This window comes from Klebsiella sp. HMSC16C06, from assembly GCF_001808325.1.
GTDB lineage: Bacteria > Pseudomonadota > Gammaproteobacteria > Enterobacterales > Enterobacteriaceae > Klebsiella > Klebsiella variicola.
Genome location: NZ_KV792984.1, coordinates 1 through 16,564 on the forward strand (window position 1 = coordinate 1; position 16,564 = coordinate 16,564).

A 16,564-nucleotide genomic window follows, 5' to 3' on the forward strand; every position below is an offset into this window, starting at 1 on the left:
CCACCGCGGCTTTACGCGGGTCGACCGGCTCGGCGACCGGGGCTTCCACCGACGCGGCCTGCTGCTGTGCCTTGCGTGCCCGGGCTTCGGCCTTCCGCGCTTCGCGTGCAGCGATCGCCTCGCTGTTATCCGGTTTGGCGCCAGACTGAATCACGATCGGTTGCGCGGCATCACGCTGTTTGTCGCGTACCCGGGCGAGGGCGGCGTTAATCGCATCCTGATCTTTGGCGGCAGGCTGAACGGCAGCTTTTTTATGCCGTTCGGCGCGGGCGGCTTTTTCACGCTCCAGGCGCGCCTGTCGGGCTTCGAATCGCGCTTTAGCTTCTGCGGCGCGCTGCTCTTCCTGGCGAATCGCGCTGATCTCCGCTTTCTCCTGACGGAAGTACTGCACCAGCGGAATATTGCTTGGGCAAACCCACGCGCAGGCGCCGCATTCTATGCAGTCCGCCAGATTGTGCGCGGTGGCTTTATCGTGCTGCTGGCCTTTGCTGAACCAGTACAGCTGCTGCGGCAGCAGATCGGCCGGACAGGCGTCGGCGCAGGCGCTGCAGCGAATGCAGCCTTTCTCTTCCTGCGGCTCGCCCATCTCGCTGGCGGAAGGCGCCAGCAGGCAGTTGGTGATCTTCACCACCGGGACATCCAGCCCCGGCAGGGTAAAGCCCATCAGCGGGCCGCCCATGATCACCATTGGCTCGGCGCTGGCGCAGAAGCCGGCGTCGTTAAGCAGATGGCGAACCGGTGTACCAAGGCGCGCCCAGACGTTGCCCGGCCGCGAGACCGCCTCGCCGGTCAGGGTGACCACGCGCTCCGTTAACGGCTCGCCGTCAATCACCGCGCGTTTTATCGCATAGGCCGTCCCCACGTTCTGCATCAGCACGCCAATATCCGACGAACGACCGCCGTGCGGTACCTGCTTGCCGGTGAGAATTTGGGTAAGCTGCTTGGCCCCACCGGAGGGGTATTTAGTGGGGATCACGCGCAGTGAGATGCCATGGGCGTCGCAGAGCACCGCCCGCAGCATCGAAATGGCCTGCGGTTTATTGTCTTCAATGCCGATCAGCACTTCGTCAGGCTGCAGAATATGCGCGAGGATGCGGATCCCGTCGACAATCTGCGCGGCGCAGTCCTGCATCAGGCGGTCGTCCGCCGTGATATAGGGTTCGCATTCGGCGGCGTTAATAATCAGCGTCTTAATTTTATCGCTACCGCCGCGCAGTTTGCTGCCGGTGGGGAAACCGGCGCCGCCGAGGCCCGCGACGCCAAACTGATGAATGCGTTCGATAAGTGCTTCGCGCGTGCGGACCTGATAATCACTCCAGCCATCGCGCTCAATCCAGCGGTCTTCGCCGTCGGCGTCAATGATCACGCTCATCTCCGCCAGCCCCGAAGGATGAGCGGTGGTGTGCGGGGCGATGGCGGTAACGGTACCGGAGGTCGGGGCGTGTACGGGCAGCATTCTTCCCCATCCGCGGGTCAACGGCTGGCCGCGCAGCACCCGATCGCCCACCTTGACGCACAGTTCGCCTTCGGCGCCAATATGCTGCTTGAGCGGAATGATAAGGCGCTGCGGCAGGGACACCTGGCGCAGTGGGGTACCGTTAGACTGGGTTTTCATTTCGGGCGGATGAATACCGCCGTTAAAATCCCAGACTTTATCTTTTCGGAAAGCGGAAAATAACTTAAACATGTTGTTCCACAGGAATATTGCGCACCGGGATCGCATGGAGATCCCATTTCCAGGTTTCCGGGGTGGTCGCCACCGGAACGAGCGAAATGCACTGGGTCGGGCAGGGGGCAACGCACAGATTACAACCGGTGCACAGGTCGTTCATCACGGTATGCATGGCGCGGGTTGCCCCGACAATCGCATCCACCGGACACGCCTGGATGCATTTGGTGCAGCCAATGCAGTTCGGCTCGTCGATTACCGCGAGCATACGAACTGGCTCCGCCTCCTGTTCATCGCCATCGACCGGCTGCGGGTCGACGTTCAGTAAGGCGGCGATTTTTAACATTACGGCTTCGCCACCCGGCGCACAGCGGTTAATTTTTTCACCCTGGGCACCAACAGCTTCCGCATAGGGGCGGCAGCCGGGGTAGCCGCACTGCCCGCACTGGCTCTGCGGTAACAGTTCATCAATTTTTTCCACCACCGGGTCGTCCTGCACCGCGAAACGGCGGGAGGCATACCCCAGTATTAAGCCGAAAATCAGCCCTAACAGGCTGATGGCGATCACGGCTATCCAGACTGCGCTCATTACAACTTCACCAAACCACTAAAGCCCATAAAAGCCAGAGACATTAAACCGGCGGTAATCAATGCGATGGCATTACCGCGAAACGGCGCGGGCACATCGGCCACCACCAGGCGTTCGCGGATCGCCGCGAACAGCACCATCACCAGCGAGAAACCGACGGCGGCGGCAAAGCCGTACAGCGCGGACTGCAGGAAATTGTGCCCCAGATTAATATTCAGCAGCGCCACCCCGAGTACGGCACAGTTGGTGGTGATCAGCGGCAGAAAGATACCCAGCAGGCGATAGAGCGCCGGGCTGGTTTTACGCACGACCATTTCAGTGAACTGAACCACCACGGCGATGACCAGAATAAAGGCCAGCGTGCGTAAATAGACCAGATTTAAGGGGATAAGGATCCAAGTATCAATCAGCCAGGCGCAAATAGAGGCCAGCGTCATCACGAAGGTGGTGGCAAGCCCCATCCCCATTGCGGTTTCCAGCTTTTTGGAAACCCCCATAAACGGGCACAGACCAAGAAACTTCACCAGAACGAAGTTATTGACCAGGACTGTACCAATAAAGAGCAGTAAATAATCAGCCATCATGCGACCTGAAACGAAAAAAAGCCGCTTATTATCGAATAAAACGATACCGGCGACAACAGGTTAAGTGTGGGGTTATTACGGATGAACAAAGGTCCGTTTTACCCGCTGGGAACGGCGAAAATAGGGCGCCAGGAGCGCGGCAGCCAAGAGTGGAAACAGCAGCTGGCGCAAAGCAAGGACATCCGAGACGGGAGAGAAGGCAAATGCCTTTATCGCCAGCAGCAGGGTGATGAGCAGCCAGATAATATAGTGCTTAGGGACCAGCGAGCGCCGCTTAAAGAACGCGATGGTCAGCCAGAGCGTGTAATACCACATGGCGACGGCAAACAGCAGCGAAGCGAGCCACAGCGCCAGATGTCCGGTGCTCATGGCGCGGAGCAGGGCATACGTCTGCGTCGACATGAGAGCATTAGCAAAAAACAGCAGAGATAAGGAGGCGCTCAGCAGCGCCACCAGCAACCAGGCCAGCGGTGCCAGCAGCCATCCGCCAATGCGTTCTGCAGATTGAGACGTCATGTTACTCCCCTATTCAACGCCAGTAATGAAAATCAGGCCGGGAAGTATAAGCAACTGGCGTGAAGGATGACAGCCTTACTGCACGAATCGCCAAACGGATTTAGGCACCTGGCCCACATCGAACAATTTACCACCGGAGACCAGCTCTGCCCGGCGGTGGTCGGCCGCACGATACATATTCACGATCTCTTCGGTGTCGGTCAGGGAGTAGTTAAGGTGATCAAATAGTTTTTCAAGACTTTCGAGCGAACTGATTTTGCGGAATTTTAATAAATAGTCCAGAACGGTCATTTTCGTATCCATTTTATAATCGGAATAATTATGTTGAATATTATCAGCATTCACTAAACCTACTCTCAACCAACGGCGCCTTCTGAATGGGGCCGGGTGGAATGATTCAGGTTATATAAACCCATGACAAGGGGCGAGAGCCGACCTTGAAGAGCAGGGAGAAGTTTAAGAATATTCTAAAACCAGACCGGGCGCCGAATGGCGCCCGCAAGAGAAGATTAACGCTGTTCGCCGTGACTGGCAATAACAGATTTGTACCAATAAAAACTCTTCTTTCGTTTGCGTGCCAGATTTTGCTGGTGATCGACATAGACAAAGCCGTACTGCTTTTGATATCCGTTGAGCCAGCTCAGCAGATCGATAAACGACCAGGGATAATAGCCGCGCACATCCGCCCCCAGCGCCAGCGCCTTTTCCAGGGCGCCAATATGGCTGCTCAGGTAGTCGATTCGCGGATCGTCGACCACTTCTCCGGCAATTATCGGGTCTTTCGCTCCCAGGCCATTTTCGGTGATATAGATCGGGATATCGCCATAGCGTTCCTTGATCATCATAATGCCGTCCGTCAGCCCCTGCGGCCAGATTTCCCATCCCCATTCGGTATAGGTGCTCTGCGGATTACGCACGAAATAGAACAACCCCTCCACGCCAGGTTCGCCACCGGTGGGGATGTTGGGCGGCTGGGCGGACACCGTTTCCCGGCGATAGTAATTCAGCCCGATAAAGTCACAGCGATTCTCGCGCAGTAGTGTGTCATCGTCCGGGGCAAAGCGCGGTACCCCCCACAGCGCCTGGGTCTGCGCCAGCAGGGCGGCAGGATAGGTGCCTTTCAGTACCGGGTCGTAAAGCCAGTGGGTGTGGATGGCGTCAGCCAGTTCGGTGGCTTTTTTGTCCGCCTCACTGTCGGTGAGCGGAGTATGCGGCTGTAGCACATTGACGAAGCCAATCTCGCCCGCCACGTTCATCTCGCGGAATGCCTTGACCGCCAGCGCATGGGCGATAAACACGTGATGACACGCCTGAATGGCACGCGCCGGATCGCGCACCGCCGGGGGATGCAGACCATTAATGTAGCCGTGGCCAATGAACACGATGGTTTCGTTAAAGGTCGCCCACAGCTTCACCCGTGAACCAAAGCGCGCATAGCACAGGCGGGCGTACTCGGCGAAGGCCTCGGCGGTACTGCGTGCTTCCCAGCCACCCTCATCCTGCAGGGCCTGCGGCAGGTCCCAGTGATAGAGGGTGATCATCGGCTCAATATTGTGCGCCAGCAGTTCGTCGATCAGATCGCTGTAAAACTGTACGCCGGCTTCATTCACTTCGCCGCGCCCGGCGGGCAGCAGCCGGGGCCAGGAGATGGAGAATCGATAACTTTGCAGGCCCATTTCGGCCATTAACGCAACGTCTTCGCGAAAACGGTGATAGTGGTCGACCGCGACATCGCCGGTGGTGCCTTCAAAGGTGGTACCTGGCAGGTGAGAGTAGATGTCCCAGATTGACGGTCCTTTACCGTCTGCGTCGTGCCCACCTTCAACCTGATACGCTGCGGTAGCGGCACCCCATAAAAAATTGTGCGGAAAAGCGGCCATGAAAAAGCTCCCAGTCTGATGATAGAGGGAGTGTAATCAAAGCAAGGATAGCTGTGCAACCGGTTTCTGTAACCGGTTGCACAGTTGCGAGGCGGGTCACTGTTTCACGGCGGCGCTACTTTGTCTGCACCACATCCGCTGGCGGTGGCGACTGGTAGTTATCAATATGGTGGGCGATAACCAAAAGCAGTGCGCAAATCCCAAAAACAATCCAGCCAATAAGTTCTACAATACGGGTAAAAACAGTCGTCATAACACTTCAGTATCCTTTGAACACAGTGGGAAATGTTACTCCAAGGTCAGCAGATCACAAGGGGTATCTGTCTGATTTTGCACGCATGCGGGAAAACAGCTGTGAATCAAATGATAAATTTTGCTCATTGTTTGTAAGATTATTCTCATCTACGCGATATTGACATTAGCTGAATAAGTGAGGCGGTAACATGAGTGACGCGATCCGGGTAGGGCTGATAGGCTACGGTTACGCCAGCAAAACGTTTCACGCGCCGCTGATCGGCGGCACGCCGGGCATGGCGCTGACGAGGGTCTCCAGCAGCGAGGCCGGCAAAGTCCATGCCGACTGGCCGGGGGTCAGGGTGGTGAGTGCGGCAAAGGACTTGCTCAACGATCCTGATATTGATCTGGTGGTCATCGCCACCCCGAACGATACCCACTTTCCGCTGGCGAAAGCGGCGCTGGAAGCGGGCAAACATGTGGTGGTGGATAAACCCTTTACCGTGACACTGTCACAAGCACGCGAGCTGGAGAGTCTGGCGAAGCATTGCGGCCGGGTGCTGTCGGTGTTTCATAACCGCCGCTGGGACAGTGACTTCTTAACCGTCAGGGCGTTAATTAACGAAGGTCAGCTGGGGGAAGTGTGTTACTTTGAGTCGCATTTCGATCGCTTCCGCCCCCAGGTGCGTCAGCGCTGGCGTGAGCAGGGTGGTCCCGGAAGTGGCATTTGGTACGATCTGGGGCCACATCTGCTCGATCAAGCGGTGGTGCTCTTTGGCCTGCCGGTGAGTATCACAGTCGATCTCGCTCAACTTCGCCCCGGCGCGCAATCCACCGACTATTTTCATGCCGTGCTGGCCTATCCCCAGCGGCGGGTGGTGCTGCATGGCACATTGCTCGCTGCGGCGGAGAGCGCGCGCTTTATCGTCCACGGCTCGCGGGCCAGCTATATTAAGTTCGGCCTTGATCCTCAGGAGGAACGGCTAAAAAACGGTGAACGACTGCCGCAGGAGGACTGGGGGTATGATATGCGCGACGGTACTCTGACCCGCGCCGAAGGCGACGAACGAAGCGAGGAGACATGGCTGACGCTGCCGGGCAACTATCCCGCCTACTATGCCGCCATTCGCGATGCGCTTAACGGGGAGGGAGAAAACCCGGTCCCGGCCAGCGAGGCGATTCAGATCATGACGTTGATTGAGCTGGGTATCGAGTCGGCCAGACATCGCGCCACGCTCAGCCTGGTGTGAGGGGGAGCCCGGCAGCGCTGCCGCCGGGCCGGTGATCAACCTTTCGCCACCCGCTGAATGAGAGCGGCTTTTTCCTGTTCGCTCAGAAACGCCTGGGTCAGACCGTTGATCTGTGCCTGACGGATCTGCTCCCGGCTCAGGCCCGCCGCCGGCGCCGCCACGGTGTACTCGTGAATGATATCGACGCCCTGCACCGCCGGATCGTCAGTGTTGAGGCTCGCCAGCACGCCGTGCTCAAGGAACTGCTTCAGCGGATGCTGGGCCAGCGAAGCCACGGTGCTGGTTTGCACATTCGAGGTCAGGCACGATTCAATGCCGATCTGATGTTCGGCCAGGTAGTCCATCAGGGCCGGATCCTCTACCGCTTTGACCCCATGACCGATGCGCTCCGCGCCCAGCTCGCGGATGGCCTGCCAGATACTTTCCGGTCCGGCCGCTTCGCCAGCGTGGACGGTAATATGCCAGCCAGCGTCGCGGGCCTGATTAAAATGGTTGAGGAACAGCGCGCCCGGGAAGCCCAGCTCATCACCGGCCAGATCCAGCGCGGTGATGCCCTCGCGGTGGGCGAGCAGCGCCGCCAGCTCTTCCTGACAGGCCGCTTCACCGAAGGTGCGGCTCAGAATGCCGATCAGGCGGGCGTCGACCTGAAAATCGCGGCTGCCTTCACGTACGCCCGCGATCACCGCCTCTACTACGCCGTCGACAGGAAGCTGGTGGGTCATCGCCATATAGCGGGGAGAGAAGCGCAGCTCAACGTAGTGCAGGCCATTGCGCGCGGCGTCTTCGACGTTCTCGTATGCCACGCGACGGCAGGCTTCCAGTGAGGCAAGGACTTTTACCCCCCAGTCGAGCTTGGCAAGAAAACTGACCAGATCGGGCTCAAGGCTGGTGACCTGGACGTGGGGACGCAGCGTGTCGAGGGTGGAAGCGGGAAGGGCAATATTAAACTCGCGGCCAAGATCGAGGATGGTTTGGGCCCGGATGTTACCGTCAAGGTGGCGGTGAATGTCGGTTAATGGCAATGAAGAATCAATCATGGTCGCACTCTTTTTTTAGTTAAAGTGCACGTCATTATACAACATGTACATAACTGTTTAAAAGCATTGAAAAAATCCATTCGATACAAACAGCTGGGGCTTCTCTGGTCACTTTTCCGCTCTTTTTCGCTGCGCCATTTTACAGCGAGCACGACGTTCATGATTGACGCGATCCTGACCAGACCAGAAAAGCACAGGCGCTGACCGCGGCGCCGGCAAGGCAAACCGCCTGCCATCCCCAGTGAGAATAGAGCTGGGTGGCGACGATAGCACCTGCCGCGCTGCCCAGCGAATAAAAACACATGTAAGCCCCAACCAGGCGGCTTGCCGCTGCAGGCCTGGCGGCAATAATCAGACTCTGGTTGGTGACATGAACGGCCTGCACCGCAAAGTCCAGTGCGATAACGCCCGCTATCAGCCAGAGCAGAGAAGTTTCGGCAAAGGCGATAGGTAGCCAGGAGAGCGCCAGCAGCGCCAGCGCCAGGCCGGTCGTGCGCTGCGCCCATCCCTGGTCAGCCCATCTGCCCGCCCTTGAGGCGGCCAGCACGCCAGCGATGCCGGCTAAGCCAAACATCCCTGTCTGGGTGTGCGACAGGGAAAGAGCGGTGAGCGGCATGACCATGGTCGTCCACAGCATGCTGAAAGCGGCGAAGATCAGTAGCGCCAGGATCCCGCGCTTTCTCAGTTGCGGTTCAGTGAGGTACAGCTGAAAAACTGACTTCAGTAAGGATAGATAAGTGGGCTTTTGCGGCTGCGGCGGGGGCGAAGGCATGACTTTCCAGACGACGCCGGCAATCAACAACATCAGACAGGCAGCCGTGAGATAAACGGCTCGCCAGCCGGCGATATCAGCGATCGCCCCTGATATAAAACGAGATAAAAGAATGCCTGAAACAATGCCGCTGGTCAGGGTACCTACCGCCTGGCCTCGTTTCTGCGGCGTCGCCAGTATCGCCACCCACGCCACCATCAACTGCACCACCACGGCCATCAGCCCGACGATCAGCATGGCCCCCAGCAGGATCGCGATATTAGGGGATAACCCTGCCACGACTAACGCCGCCACTGACAGCAACAGCTGAGTCAACACCACGTATTTACGGTTCAACCCGTCCCCGAGCGGAACCAGGAACAGCAAACCAATGGCATAGCCCGCCTGCGTTGCCGTGACGACGCTGCCAATCATACCGGGCGACACTTTCAGGCTGACCGCCATCGAGTCGAGTAAAGGCTGAGCTGAATAAACGTTGGCTACCGCCAGCGCGCAGGTCAATGAAAACAGCGTCGTTATCCCCGCGGTCAGCATCGTGACAGGGGCGGAGGCTGTCGGGATCTCGTGCTCGGTACACAAACTTGCCTTGCATTTCATAAGAGGCCTGCGATCTGGTTGCTTTTTAAAACTAGTATGCCTATAAAATTAGCCATAATGGTTTTCTTTTGCAACTGCTACGAGGGGAGATTAAGCTGGCAACAGCAGACTGATAGACGGAGAGCACGCAGATGGCGAAACAGGAATCACTCAGAACCAGTGAATGTCCGGTGGCAAGAACGCTTGAATCAATTGGAGAACGCTGGTGCCTGATGATTATTCGCGAGGCATTTGACGATGTGCGGCGATTCAGCGAGTTTCAAAAGAATCTAGGGCTGGCCAAAAATATCCTTGCCTCGCGGCTGAAGCACCTGGTCGATATCGGTATTTTCGCGATTTTACCGGCATCGGATGGCAGCGCCTACAAGGAATACGTCCTGACTGAAAAGGGGAGATCTGTGTTTCCCATTGTTGTGGCGATGCGGCAATGGGGAGAGCGTTATATGTTTGATAAAGGGGAAACCTATTCTGTCCTGCTGGATAACGAACACGGTCAGCCGCTTCAGTATCTGGATGTGCGTTCCGCTCAGGGGGATAAACTGCAACCAGGCGACTGCCATCGCCGGCGCGTAGTGTCGGATATCAGCGGCGAATGAAGGTCTGAAGGGGAGCGCGATCCCAGCAAGAGTACGAGCGTACCACTAAGTGGTCCTGGAACCATCCTGACGTCTCTTTTCGTGGCGGCTCCTGATGGCACCCCAGGACGCCGCGACAGGCGAGCCACCGTCCGCCGCAGAATGCTGTGCATAATCATTTGCATTTATATTTTATTTGAATGTATTCATGTTACATATTAAATTCTGCTTACTTTATCGACGATGAGGCAAGGATGCGGATGTGGAGAGCGTAATCCATAATAATATTGAGGGTTTTCTGCTGCTGCTATTAAGCATGTGGCCGATTCTGATTGTGGTCTTTATTGGCGTTGCGATTTCATTCTATACCATGCTGTTACGAAAAACGGCGCTGGCCTGCCTGCTGTTCGCCGTCGCTATCGGCGCCGCAGGCTGGAGTCTCGCTTAGCATCCGATCTCAGGGTTTATCCAGCAGACTCATGCTGGAGGTGGCGGCGCCATCATTGAGATTGGACGGTGCATGCCAGTCGCGGCCAGCCAGCGCGCTATCGCCCTGGCCGCTGCTGGCGACCGTATCCTGTTGCGTCGACATCGTCGAGCCTTCCAGCGCTTCATCGGCCCCCGACTGATCGGGCAGGGAGCTGGTATACCCGCCATTGTTTGAGTAAGTATCCATACCATTCACTTCATTCGGTACCGTGTCGGTGGTGGTGCCATCATCGTTTATGCAAAATGATCCGCCAATGCCGTTAGGCTGGCAGTCCGCAGCGAAAGCCGGGACAGCCAGCGACGCCAGCAACAATAGCGGTAAGCCGATTTTCTTCATTCTCATCTCCATGCGCAACGTGGCTCGACAGATGCTCTCTACTATAGAGAAGGACAGGGCGGTGGAAGGTGACAAAACTGTTTAATTTTGTAATAGCGTACCGACTGCCGGTTGCCTGTTCGCTTCAGCACGTCGGGGCATGCTGCGCCTTCCCGGGTCGGCGCAGTGCGGTAATCAATTGTTAATTCAACGTAAAGGTTAATGAAAATTTAAGAGAAGGCCGCTATGTTGGCGATATCATTCTTTCCATTAAGGAAATTCCATGCGCGATAAATATTCGGGCCTGCAGATCGGTATTCACTGGTTGGTCTTTTTGCTGGTGGTGGTGGCTTATGCGGCAATGGAGCTACGTGGATTTTTTCCCCGTAGTGACCGGCCGCTGATTAATATGATTCATGTCTCCTGCGGGATCACCATCTGCGCGCTGATGGTGGCGCGTTTGCTGGTGCGGCTGAAGTCGCCAGCGCCGCCGATCGTGCCGAAACCGTCGCCGATGATGACCGGTTTTGCTCATCTCGGCCATCTGGTTATCTATCTGCTATTTATTGCCTTGCCGCTGATCGGGATGGTGATGATGTACTGGCGCGGAAATCCCTGGTACGCCTTTGGCCTGACCATGCCGTATGCCCCACAGAGCGATTTTGAGCGGGTGGATACCCTGAAGGCGATCCATGAATGGTTAGCCAACGCCGGGTACTTCGTCATTGGCCTGCATGCCCTTGCCGCGCTGGTCCATCATTACTGGTGGAAAGATAATACCCTGCTGCGGATGATGCCTCGTAAGCGCTAAATGATCGTTACCCTTTTTGCCTGACCCCGTCCCGCGACGGGGTTTTTTTTGCCTTTATGGGTAATAAAATATAGTATACCCCCCTATATGATACGGAGGCGTAATCGTGCCACATTCACCTGAAGATAAAAAACGGGCGCTCAGTCGCGTACGCCGCATCCGCGGCCAGGTCGAGGCCCTCGAGCGCGCGCTGGAGTCCGGCGAACCCTGCATGACAATCCTGCAGCAGATTGCCTCGATTCGCGGTGCGGCAAATGGCCTGATGGGCGAAATGGTGGAGATCCACCTGCAGGACGAGCTGGTTAGCGGCGAGACCACCCCGGACCAGCGGGCCGCGAGAATGGCAGAGGTCGGTCATCTGCTACGATCCTATTTAAAATAACATCACGACGAGGAAGAGACAGTTATGAAATCACGCGCAGCAGTTGCCTTTGGTCCTGGCCAGCCGTTAAAAATCGTTGAGATTGACGTCGCGCCGCCGAAGAAAGGCGAAGTTCTGGTGAAAATCACCCACACCGGCGTGTGTCACACCGATGCCTTTACCCTCTCCGGCGACGATCCAGAGGGTGTTTTCCCGGCGGTACTGGGCCATGAAGGCGGCGGGGTTGTCGTGGAAGTGGGCGAGGGCGTTACCAGCCTTAAGCCGGGCGACCACGTGATCCCGCTGTATACCGCCGAATGCGGCGAGTGCAAGTTCTGTAAGTCGGGTAAAACCAATCTCTGTCAGGCGGTGCGCGCCACCCAGGGCAAAGGGTTGATGCCGGACGGCACCACCCGTTTCTCCTATAACGGCGAACCGATTTATCACTATATGGGCACCAGCACCTTCAGCGAATATACGGTTTGCGCCGAGATCTCGCTGGCGAAAGTCAATCCGCAGGCGCCGCTGGATAAAGTGTGCCTGCTGGGCTGCGGTGTCACCACCGGTATCGGCGCGGTGCACAACACGGCGAAGGTCAAGCCCGGGGATAGCGTCGCGGTCTTTGGTTTAGGCGGCATTGGTCTCGCGGTGATCCAGGGCGCGGTGCAGGCGCAGGCCGGACGCATTCTGGCGGTCGATACCAACCCGGATAAGTTCACCCTCGCCAAAGAGATGGGCGCAACCGACTTTATCAACCCGAACGACTACGATAAGCCGATTCAGGATGTGATTGTCGAACTGACCGACGGCGGGGTGGATTTCAGCTTCGAGTGCATCGGCAATGTCAACGTGATGCGCGCGGCGCTGGAGTGCTGCCATAAAGGCTGGGGTGAGAGCGTGATCATCGGCGTAGCCGGTGCGGGCCAGGAGATCAAGACCCGTCCGTTCCAGCTGGTGACCGGCCGCGTGTGGCGCGGTTCCGCCTTCGGCGGCGTGAAAGGGCGCAGTCAGCTGCCGGGAATGGTGGAGGACGCCATGGCCGGTAAAATTCGCCTCGACCCGTTTATTACCCATCGCCTGCCGCTGGAGCAGATTAACGAGGCCTTTGATCTGATGCATGAAGGCAAATCGATTCGCACCGTGATCCACTTTGGCGACCAGTAATCGCTAACGCTGATGGCGTATCGTCACCCATAAAAAAAGGGCCCGGATGGGCCCTTTTGCTTAGGTCGATCAGTGATGATCCGGGAGCGCGTAGGCGATAATGTAATCGCCGCGATCCGGTGACTGACGGGCGCCGCCAGCATTGATAATAATGTACTGCTTACCGGTTTTCGGTGAGACGTAGGTCATCGGGCCGGACTGGCTACCGACCGGCAGACGCGATTTCCAGATCTCTTTCCCGTTCGCGGTATCAAAGGCGCGCAGGTAGAAATCCTGGGTACCGGCGAAGAACAGCAGTCCGGACTGCGTCGACAGCGACGCGCCAAGGGTCGGCATGCCGATCGGAATGGGCATGTGCATCCGGATCCCCAGCGGCCCGGTATCTTCTACGGTGCCAACCGGTACCTGCCACACCAGTTTCCCGGTTTTCAGATCCACCGCGGACATGGTGCCGAACGGCGGTTTCTGGCACGGAATGCCCAGCGGCGACAGGAAACGTTCGCGCATGGCGCCAAACGGCGTACCTTCCATCGGCACGATGCCCATCTCGATCCCGCTGGCGTCTTTCGCCACCTTCGCGCGCGGCACCATATAGTTGGCGAGACCCAGACGCATATCGTTGACGAACATCAGGCTGTTGTTCGGATCCACCGAAACGCTGCCCCAGTTCATGCCGCCGAGCGAGCCCGGGAACTGCAGGGAACGGTCTTCACCTGGCGGGGTAAAGACGCCCTGATGGCGCATCTCTTTGAACTGAATACGGCACAGCAGCAGGTCGATCGGTGTCGCCCCCCACATATCGGATTCGGTCAACGTCTGGTTGCCGATCATCGGCATCCCTACCGAGTAAGGTTGCGTCGGAGAGTAGCGTTCACCTTTGACGTTGCCCGCCGGTACCGGACGCTCTTCCACTTTGGCCACCGGCTCGCCGGTCTCGCGGTTGAGCATAAAGATCATGCCCTGCTTGCTGGTTTGCACCAGCACCGGAGTGGTACCACCCTTGCCGTCAGGCAGATCGTACAGCAGCGGCTGAGACGGCAGGTCAAAGTCCCACAGATCGTGGTGCGTGGTCTGGAAGTGCCAGCGCACCTGGCCGGTGGTGGCATCCACAGCCACGATAGAGGAGCTGTATTTATCGTCCAGCGCGGTACGTTCGCCGCCAAAGAAATCTGGCGTGGCGTTGCCGGTTGGCAGATAGATCAGATTCAGCTTCGCGTCGTAGGACATCGCCGACCAGACGTTTGGCGTACCGCGCGTATAGGTCTGGCCTTCCGGCGGAACACCGGTCAGCGCTGGATTGCCGGGATCCCACGCCCACGCCAGTTTGCCGGTGTGGACGTCAAACGCGCGGACCACGCCCGGCGGTTCGCCGGTGGAGTAGTTATCCGCGACGCGGCCGCCCACCACTACCACATTGCCCGCTACCAGCGGGGTGGAGGTCTGCTGATAGTAGCCCGCTTTCACTTCACCCATGCCGACGCTGAGGTCGACAATACCGCCATCGCCGAAGCTTTCGCACAGTTTGCCGGTATCGGCATCAATGGCGATCAGGCGGGCGTCGATCGTCGGCAGGAACAGACGACGGGAACAGGCAGCAGGCTGTGTGCCTGACGCTGGCGCGGTTTGCGCCTGGCTCTCTTCGTAATAGCCTAAGCCGCGGCAGCGCTGCCAGTTGGGCGAAGAGGATTTGGAGTCATAGCGCCATTTCTCTTTTCCGCTGTCCACATCCAGCGCCAGCACTTTGCTGTAAGGGGTGCAGACGTACAGAGTATCGCCAATCTGCAGCGGGGTGTTTTGATCTTCCGCCCCGGAGCCATTGCTCTGCGGGATATCGCCAGTATGCGCCACCCAGGCCACCTGCAACTGGTTGACGTTCTGTTTGTTGATTTGGTCCAGCGCGGCGAAACGGTCGCCGTGGGTGGTGTTACCCCAGTGCGCCCAGTTTTTCTGCTGTTCGCCCGGCGCGACGGGCTTCACTGGCACCGCTTCAGTGGCGCTAACCAGTGGTTCGGATTTGAACATCCAGCCAAAGCTCACCGCCAGCGCCACGGCGAGAACGGCGGCGACGCCATATGCCGGGCCTTTTTTTGCCGGTGGGCTGGCGAGGAAAGGCCAGACCAGGGCGGCCAGGAAGGCCAGGACGCCGAGCGCAAACAGGCGCGAGAAGAGCGGCCAGTAGCTCCAGCCAGCGTCACTAATCGCCCAGATCACCGAGGCGATAAACGCCACGGCGTATAACAGAATACCGCCGCGGCGGTTGCGGAAAATCAACACCGCCGCGATGACCATGACCACGCCCATCAGCGCGAAGTACAGTGTACCGCCGACGAGGGCCAGTTTTGCCCCAAGAATACCCATAGCCAGACCGATGATGAGCATCAGTCCGGCGAGAAGCCACTGCAGGATCCGGGGGAATCCGCGCGGCGCGTTGCCAGTTGCCATGTAATCTCCTTAACCACTCCCGCCACTTCATCATGAACCAAATGAAACAGGTGTTTTCTGTTTTATTTTTGAATGAAGAGGTTTGCACCTTCATAAACGCAGGTTTATTGCTTGATGTGATTTCAAATGAACCATTTGGTGAAATCGCGATATGATAGATCTGTTAAAGAAATTTACGCAATTGTTAATGAATGATTTCGCACTAAATGATTATTTTGCTAAATGTGTTGCGCCGTCCGTCGCACCACATCGACGTACGTAGGCTCCCCGGCAGGGCTACCGGGGAGAAAGCGGGGTCAGGCAGGCATTGACTTGCGGATGGCGCTGAGCAAGGTTTGCGTACCTGGCGTGAGCGTCGCATCGACGCGGGTTAGAATGCCGATGGGCTCTCCGGCGCCCTGGGTGGCAATCGGCAGGGCGCTCAGCACACCCCGGCGAAGATCGTCTTTCACCGCTCCGGAAGGTACGAACCACACATAGTCAAAATCGACCGTCAGCTGGCGTGACAGCGAAGCCGAGAGGGTCTCGATACAGCCGGCGGGCATTTTACAGCCCTGGCTCTGGAGCAACGTTTCGGCGTTTTGCCGCGGTACGGTGCCCTTCGGCGAAACGACGACGGGCCACTCCATTACCCGGCTCAGGGTCACGGTCTCCTGAAGCAGGGGGTGTCCCGGGCGAACCACCAGTTTCAGGGATTCGAGGAACAGCAGTTCATAGTTGAGTCCACTCATCAGATCCGGGTCGGACATGCGTCCGATACCGATATCGATCTCCCCGGATTTTAACCCTGCCAGCAGCATGGTGTTGTTCATGGTGGCGACCTGCAGCGTGATGTCTTTTTGCTGCTTATGGAACTGGCCGATCACCGTTGGCAGGATCCCCAGCGCGGCGGTAGGCAGCGCGCCGATACGCACAATGTCGTTATTCAGCCCCTCTTTACGGTTCAGCGCCTGACCCGCTGAGTTAAGGGCATCAAGGACCTTAACGGCATGAGTCAGAAACTGTTCGCCGACCAGGGTGAGTTGCGCCCCCAGGCGGCCCCGCTCGAACAGCCGGGTACCGGTTAGCTGTTCAAGCTCGTTAAGCGTTTTCGAGAGTGCAGGCTGGCTCAGATTTAAAGTTTCAGCCGCGCGCCCCAGCGTTCCCTGTTGAGCGACGGCCACGAAGGTGTGTAGATGGCGCAAGCGAATGCGCTGACTGAAGAGACCATTTTTTTCCATAGTAGATGATGTTAAAAACACAGCGGTGAAAGAGACAAGCGGCCTTGTTTAAATTTGA

18 protein-coding genes are annotated in these 16,564 nt (G+C 57.6%); 6 read left to right on the top strand and 12 right to left on the bottom strand.

What is annotated here, in order from left to right:
* The 7 genes from rsxC to blr form a co-directional block, all read right to left on the bottom strand.
* A partial coding sequence (gene rsxC / locus HMPREF3142_RS02340; RefSeq protein ID WP_070611498.1) for an electron transport complex subunit RsxC occupies positions 1 to 1,687 on the bottom strand: 1,687 nt, incomplete at its 3' end.
* Positions 1,680 to 2,258: an electron transport complex subunit RsxB gene (gene rsxB / locus HMPREF3142_RS02345; RefSeq protein WP_008804646.1), complete on the bottom strand. Its 579-nt coding sequence runs from the start codon at positions 2,256 to 2,258 to the stop codon at positions 1,680 to 1,682. The genes rsxC and rsxB, both read right to left, overlap by 8 nt.
* Positions 2,258 to 2,839 carry an electron transport complex subunit RsxA gene (gene rsxA / locus HMPREF3142_RS02350; RefSeq protein ID WP_002907658.1) on the bottom strand — a complete coding sequence of 194 codons (582 nt, stop codon included), beginning with the start codon at positions 2,837 to 2,839 and terminating at the stop codon, positions 2,258 to 2,260. The genes rsxB and rsxA overlap by 1 nt, the downstream gene beginning before the upstream one ends.
* 78 nt (positions 2,840 to 2,917) lie before the next feature.
* Positions 2,918 to 3,358, bottom strand: coding sequence for a DUF2569 domain-containing protein (locus HMPREF3142_RS02355; RefSeq protein WP_008804647.1), 441 nt, complete (start codon positions 3,356 to 3,358; stop codon positions 2,918 to 2,920).
* A gap of 75 nt (positions 3,359 to 3,433) precedes the next feature.
* Positions 3,434 to 3,649, bottom strand: a complete 216-nt coding sequence (ydgT, locus tag HMPREF3142_RS02360) for a transcription modulator YdgT (RefSeq protein ID WP_004202843.1) — start codon at positions 3,647 to 3,649, stop codon at positions 3,434 to 3,436.
* 218 nt (positions 3,650 to 3,867) lie between these two features.
* The gene (locus tag HMPREF3142_RS02365) at positions 3,868 to 5,238 is read right to left on the bottom strand and encodes a GH1 family beta-glucosidase (protein WP_012541533.1); all 1,371 of its coding nucleotides are present in this window, start codon (positions 5,236 to 5,238) and stop codon (positions 3,868 to 3,870) included.
* Between the two features lie 115 nt (positions 5,239 to 5,353).
* On the bottom strand, positions 5,354 to 5,491 hold the full coding sequence (gene blr, locus HMPREF3142_RS02370) for a division septum protein Blr (RefSeq protein ID WP_070611500.1): 138 nt from the start codon (positions 5,489 to 5,491) through the stop codon (positions 5,354 to 5,356).
* Positions 5,492 to 5,681: 190 nt separating this feature from the next.
* Here blr and HMPREF3142_RS02375 point away from each other — a divergent pair, with 190 nt between their 5' ends.
* The gene (locus HMPREF3142_RS02375) at positions 5,682 to 6,722 is read left to right on the top strand and encodes an oxidoreductase (protein ID WP_008804649.1); all 1,041 of its coding nucleotides are present in this window, start codon (positions 5,682 to 5,684) and stop codon (positions 6,720 to 6,722) included.
* 35 nt (positions 6,723 to 6,757) lie between these two features.
* On the opposite strand, the gene add is transcribed toward HMPREF3142_RS02375, so the two are convergent.
* Positions 6,758 to 7,759: an adenosine deaminase gene (gene add, locus HMPREF3142_RS02380; protein ID WP_012541536.1), complete on the bottom strand. Its 1,002-nt coding sequence runs from the start codon at positions 7,757 to 7,759 to the stop codon at positions 6,758 to 6,760.
* 157 nt (positions 7,760 to 7,916) lie between these two features.
* Positions 7,917 to 9,065, bottom strand: coding sequence for an MFS transporter (locus HMPREF3142_RS02385; protein WP_032730522.1), 1,149 nt, complete (start codon positions 9,063 to 9,065; stop codon positions 7,917 to 7,919).
* Between the two features lie 194 nt (positions 9,066 to 9,259).
* On the opposite strand from HMPREF3142_RS02385, the gene HMPREF3142_RS02390 reads away from it, so the two are divergent.
* Both HMPREF3142_RS02390 and HMPREF3142_RS02395 read left to right on the top strand, forming a co-directional pair.
* The gene (locus HMPREF3142_RS02390; RefSeq protein ID WP_008804652.1) at positions 9,260 to 9,724 is read left to right on the top strand and encodes a winged helix-turn-helix transcriptional regulator; all 465 of its coding nucleotides are present in this window, start codon (positions 9,260 to 9,262) and stop codon (positions 9,722 to 9,724) included.
* 241 nt (positions 9,725 to 9,965) lie between these two features.
* A complete protein-coding gene (locus tag HMPREF3142_RS02395; protein ID WP_008804653.1) occupies positions 9,966 to 10,151 on the top strand; it encodes a hypothetical protein in 186 nt (61 codons plus the stop codon).
* 9 nt (positions 10,152 to 10,160) lie between these two features.
* Here HMPREF3142_RS02395 and HMPREF3142_RS02400 read toward each other — a convergent pair whose 3' ends face one another.
* Entirely contained in the window at positions 10,161 to 10,529 is a 369-nt protein-coding gene (locus tag HMPREF3142_RS02400; protein WP_012968055.1) for a hypothetical protein, read from the bottom strand.
* Positions 10,530 to 10,791: 262 nt separating this feature from the next.
* Between HMPREF3142_RS02400 and cybB the strand changes: the two genes are divergently transcribed.
* From cybB to HMPREF3142_RS02415, 3 genes are all read left to right on the top strand, one after another.
* On the top strand, positions 10,792 to 11,319 hold the full coding sequence (gene cybB / locus HMPREF3142_RS02405; RefSeq protein WP_008804655.1) for a cytochrome b561: 528 nt from the start codon (positions 10,792 to 10,794) through the stop codon (positions 11,317 to 11,319).
* 106 nt (positions 11,320 to 11,425) lie between these two features.
* Positions 11,426 to 11,701: a metal/formaldehyde-sensitive transcriptional repressor gene (locus HMPREF3142_RS02410; RefSeq protein WP_004101746.1), complete on the top strand. Its 276-nt coding sequence runs from the start codon at positions 11,426 to 11,428 to the stop codon at positions 11,699 to 11,701.
* A 24-nt stretch (positions 11,702 to 11,725) separates the two neighbouring features.
* Positions 11,726 to 12,844 carry an S-(hydroxymethyl)glutathione dehydrogenase/class III alcohol dehydrogenase gene (locus tag HMPREF3142_RS02415; RefSeq protein ID WP_012968056.1) on the top strand — a complete coding sequence of 373 codons (1,119 nt, stop codon included), beginning with the start codon at positions 11,726 to 11,728 and terminating at the stop codon, positions 12,842 to 12,844.
* Between the two features lie 69 nt (positions 12,845 to 12,913).
* Here the strand turns inward: HMPREF3142_RS02415 and HMPREF3142_RS02420 are convergent, their stop codons facing one another.
* Positions 12,914 to 15,286, bottom strand: coding sequence for a glucose/quinate/shikimate family membrane-bound PQQ-dependent dehydrogenase (locus HMPREF3142_RS02420; RefSeq protein WP_049009706.1), 2,373 nt, complete (start codon positions 15,284 to 15,286; stop codon positions 12,914 to 12,916).
* Positions 15,287 to 15,582: 296 nt separating this feature from the next.
* Positions 15,583 to 16,506 (bottom strand): LysR substrate-binding domain-containing protein, encoded by a 924-nt coding sequence (locus HMPREF3142_RS02425; RefSeq protein WP_012541541.1) that lies wholly within the window; start codon positions 16,504 to 16,506, stop codon positions 15,583 to 15,585.
* Between the last annotated feature and the right edge of the window lie 58 nt (positions 16,507 to 16,564).

Coding starts and splice junctions, on each gene's coding strand:
- HMPREF3142_RS02355 (WP_008804647.1), bottom strand. CDS start 3,358: ATGACGTCTCAATCTGCAGAACGCATTGGCGGATGGCTGCTGGCACCG.
- HMPREF3142_RS02415 (WP_012968056.1), top strand. CDS start 11,726: ATGAAATCACGCGCAGCAGTTGCCTTTGGTCCTGGCCAGCCGTTAAAA.
- cybB (WP_008804655.1), top strand. CDS start 10,792: ATGCGCGATAAATATTCGGGCCTGCAGATCGGTATTCACTGGTTGGTC.
- add (WP_012541536.1), bottom strand. CDS start 7,759: ATGATTGATTCTTCATTGCCATTAACCGACATTCACCGCCACCTTGAC.
- blr (WP_070611500.1), bottom strand. CDS start 5,491: ATGACGACTGTTTTTACCCGTATTGTAGAACTTATTGGCTGGATTGTT.
- ydgT (WP_004202843.1), bottom strand. CDS start 3,649: ATGACCGTTCTGGACTATTTATTAAAATTCCGCAAAATCAGTTCGCTC.
- HMPREF3142_RS02390 (WP_008804652.1), top strand. CDS start 9,260: ATGGCGAAACAGGAATCACTCAGAACCAGTGAATGTCCGGTGGCAAGA.
- HMPREF3142_RS02400 (WP_012968055.1), bottom strand. CDS start 10,529: ATGAAGAAAATCGGCTTACCGCTATTGTTGCTGGCGTCGCTGGCTGTC.
- rsxA (WP_002907658.1), bottom strand. CDS start 2,839: ATGGCTGATTATTTACTGCTCTTTATTGGTACAGTCCTGGTCAATAAC.
- HMPREF3142_RS02425 (WP_012541541.1), bottom strand. CDS start 16,506: ATGGAAAAAAATGGTCTCTTCAGTCAGCGCATTCGCTTGCGCCATCTA.
- HMPREF3142_RS02385 (WP_032730522.1), bottom strand. CDS start 9,065: ATGCTGACCGCGGGGATAACGACGCTGTTTTCATTGACCTGCGCGCTG.
- HMPREF3142_RS02365 (WP_012541533.1), bottom strand. CDS start 5,238: ATGGCCGCTTTTCCGCACAATTTTTTATGGGGTGCCGCTACCGCAGCG.
- rsxB (WP_008804646.1), bottom strand. CDS start 2,258: ATGAGCGCAGTCTGGATAGCCGTGATCGCCATCAGCCTGTTAGGGCTG.
- HMPREF3142_RS02420 (WP_049009706.1), bottom strand. CDS start 15,286: ATGGCAACTGGCAACGCGCCGCGCGGATTCCCCCGGATCCTGCAGTGG.
- HMPREF3142_RS02375 (WP_008804649.1), top strand. CDS start 5,682: ATGAGTGACGCGATCCGGGTAGGGCTGATAGGCTACGGTTACGCCAGC.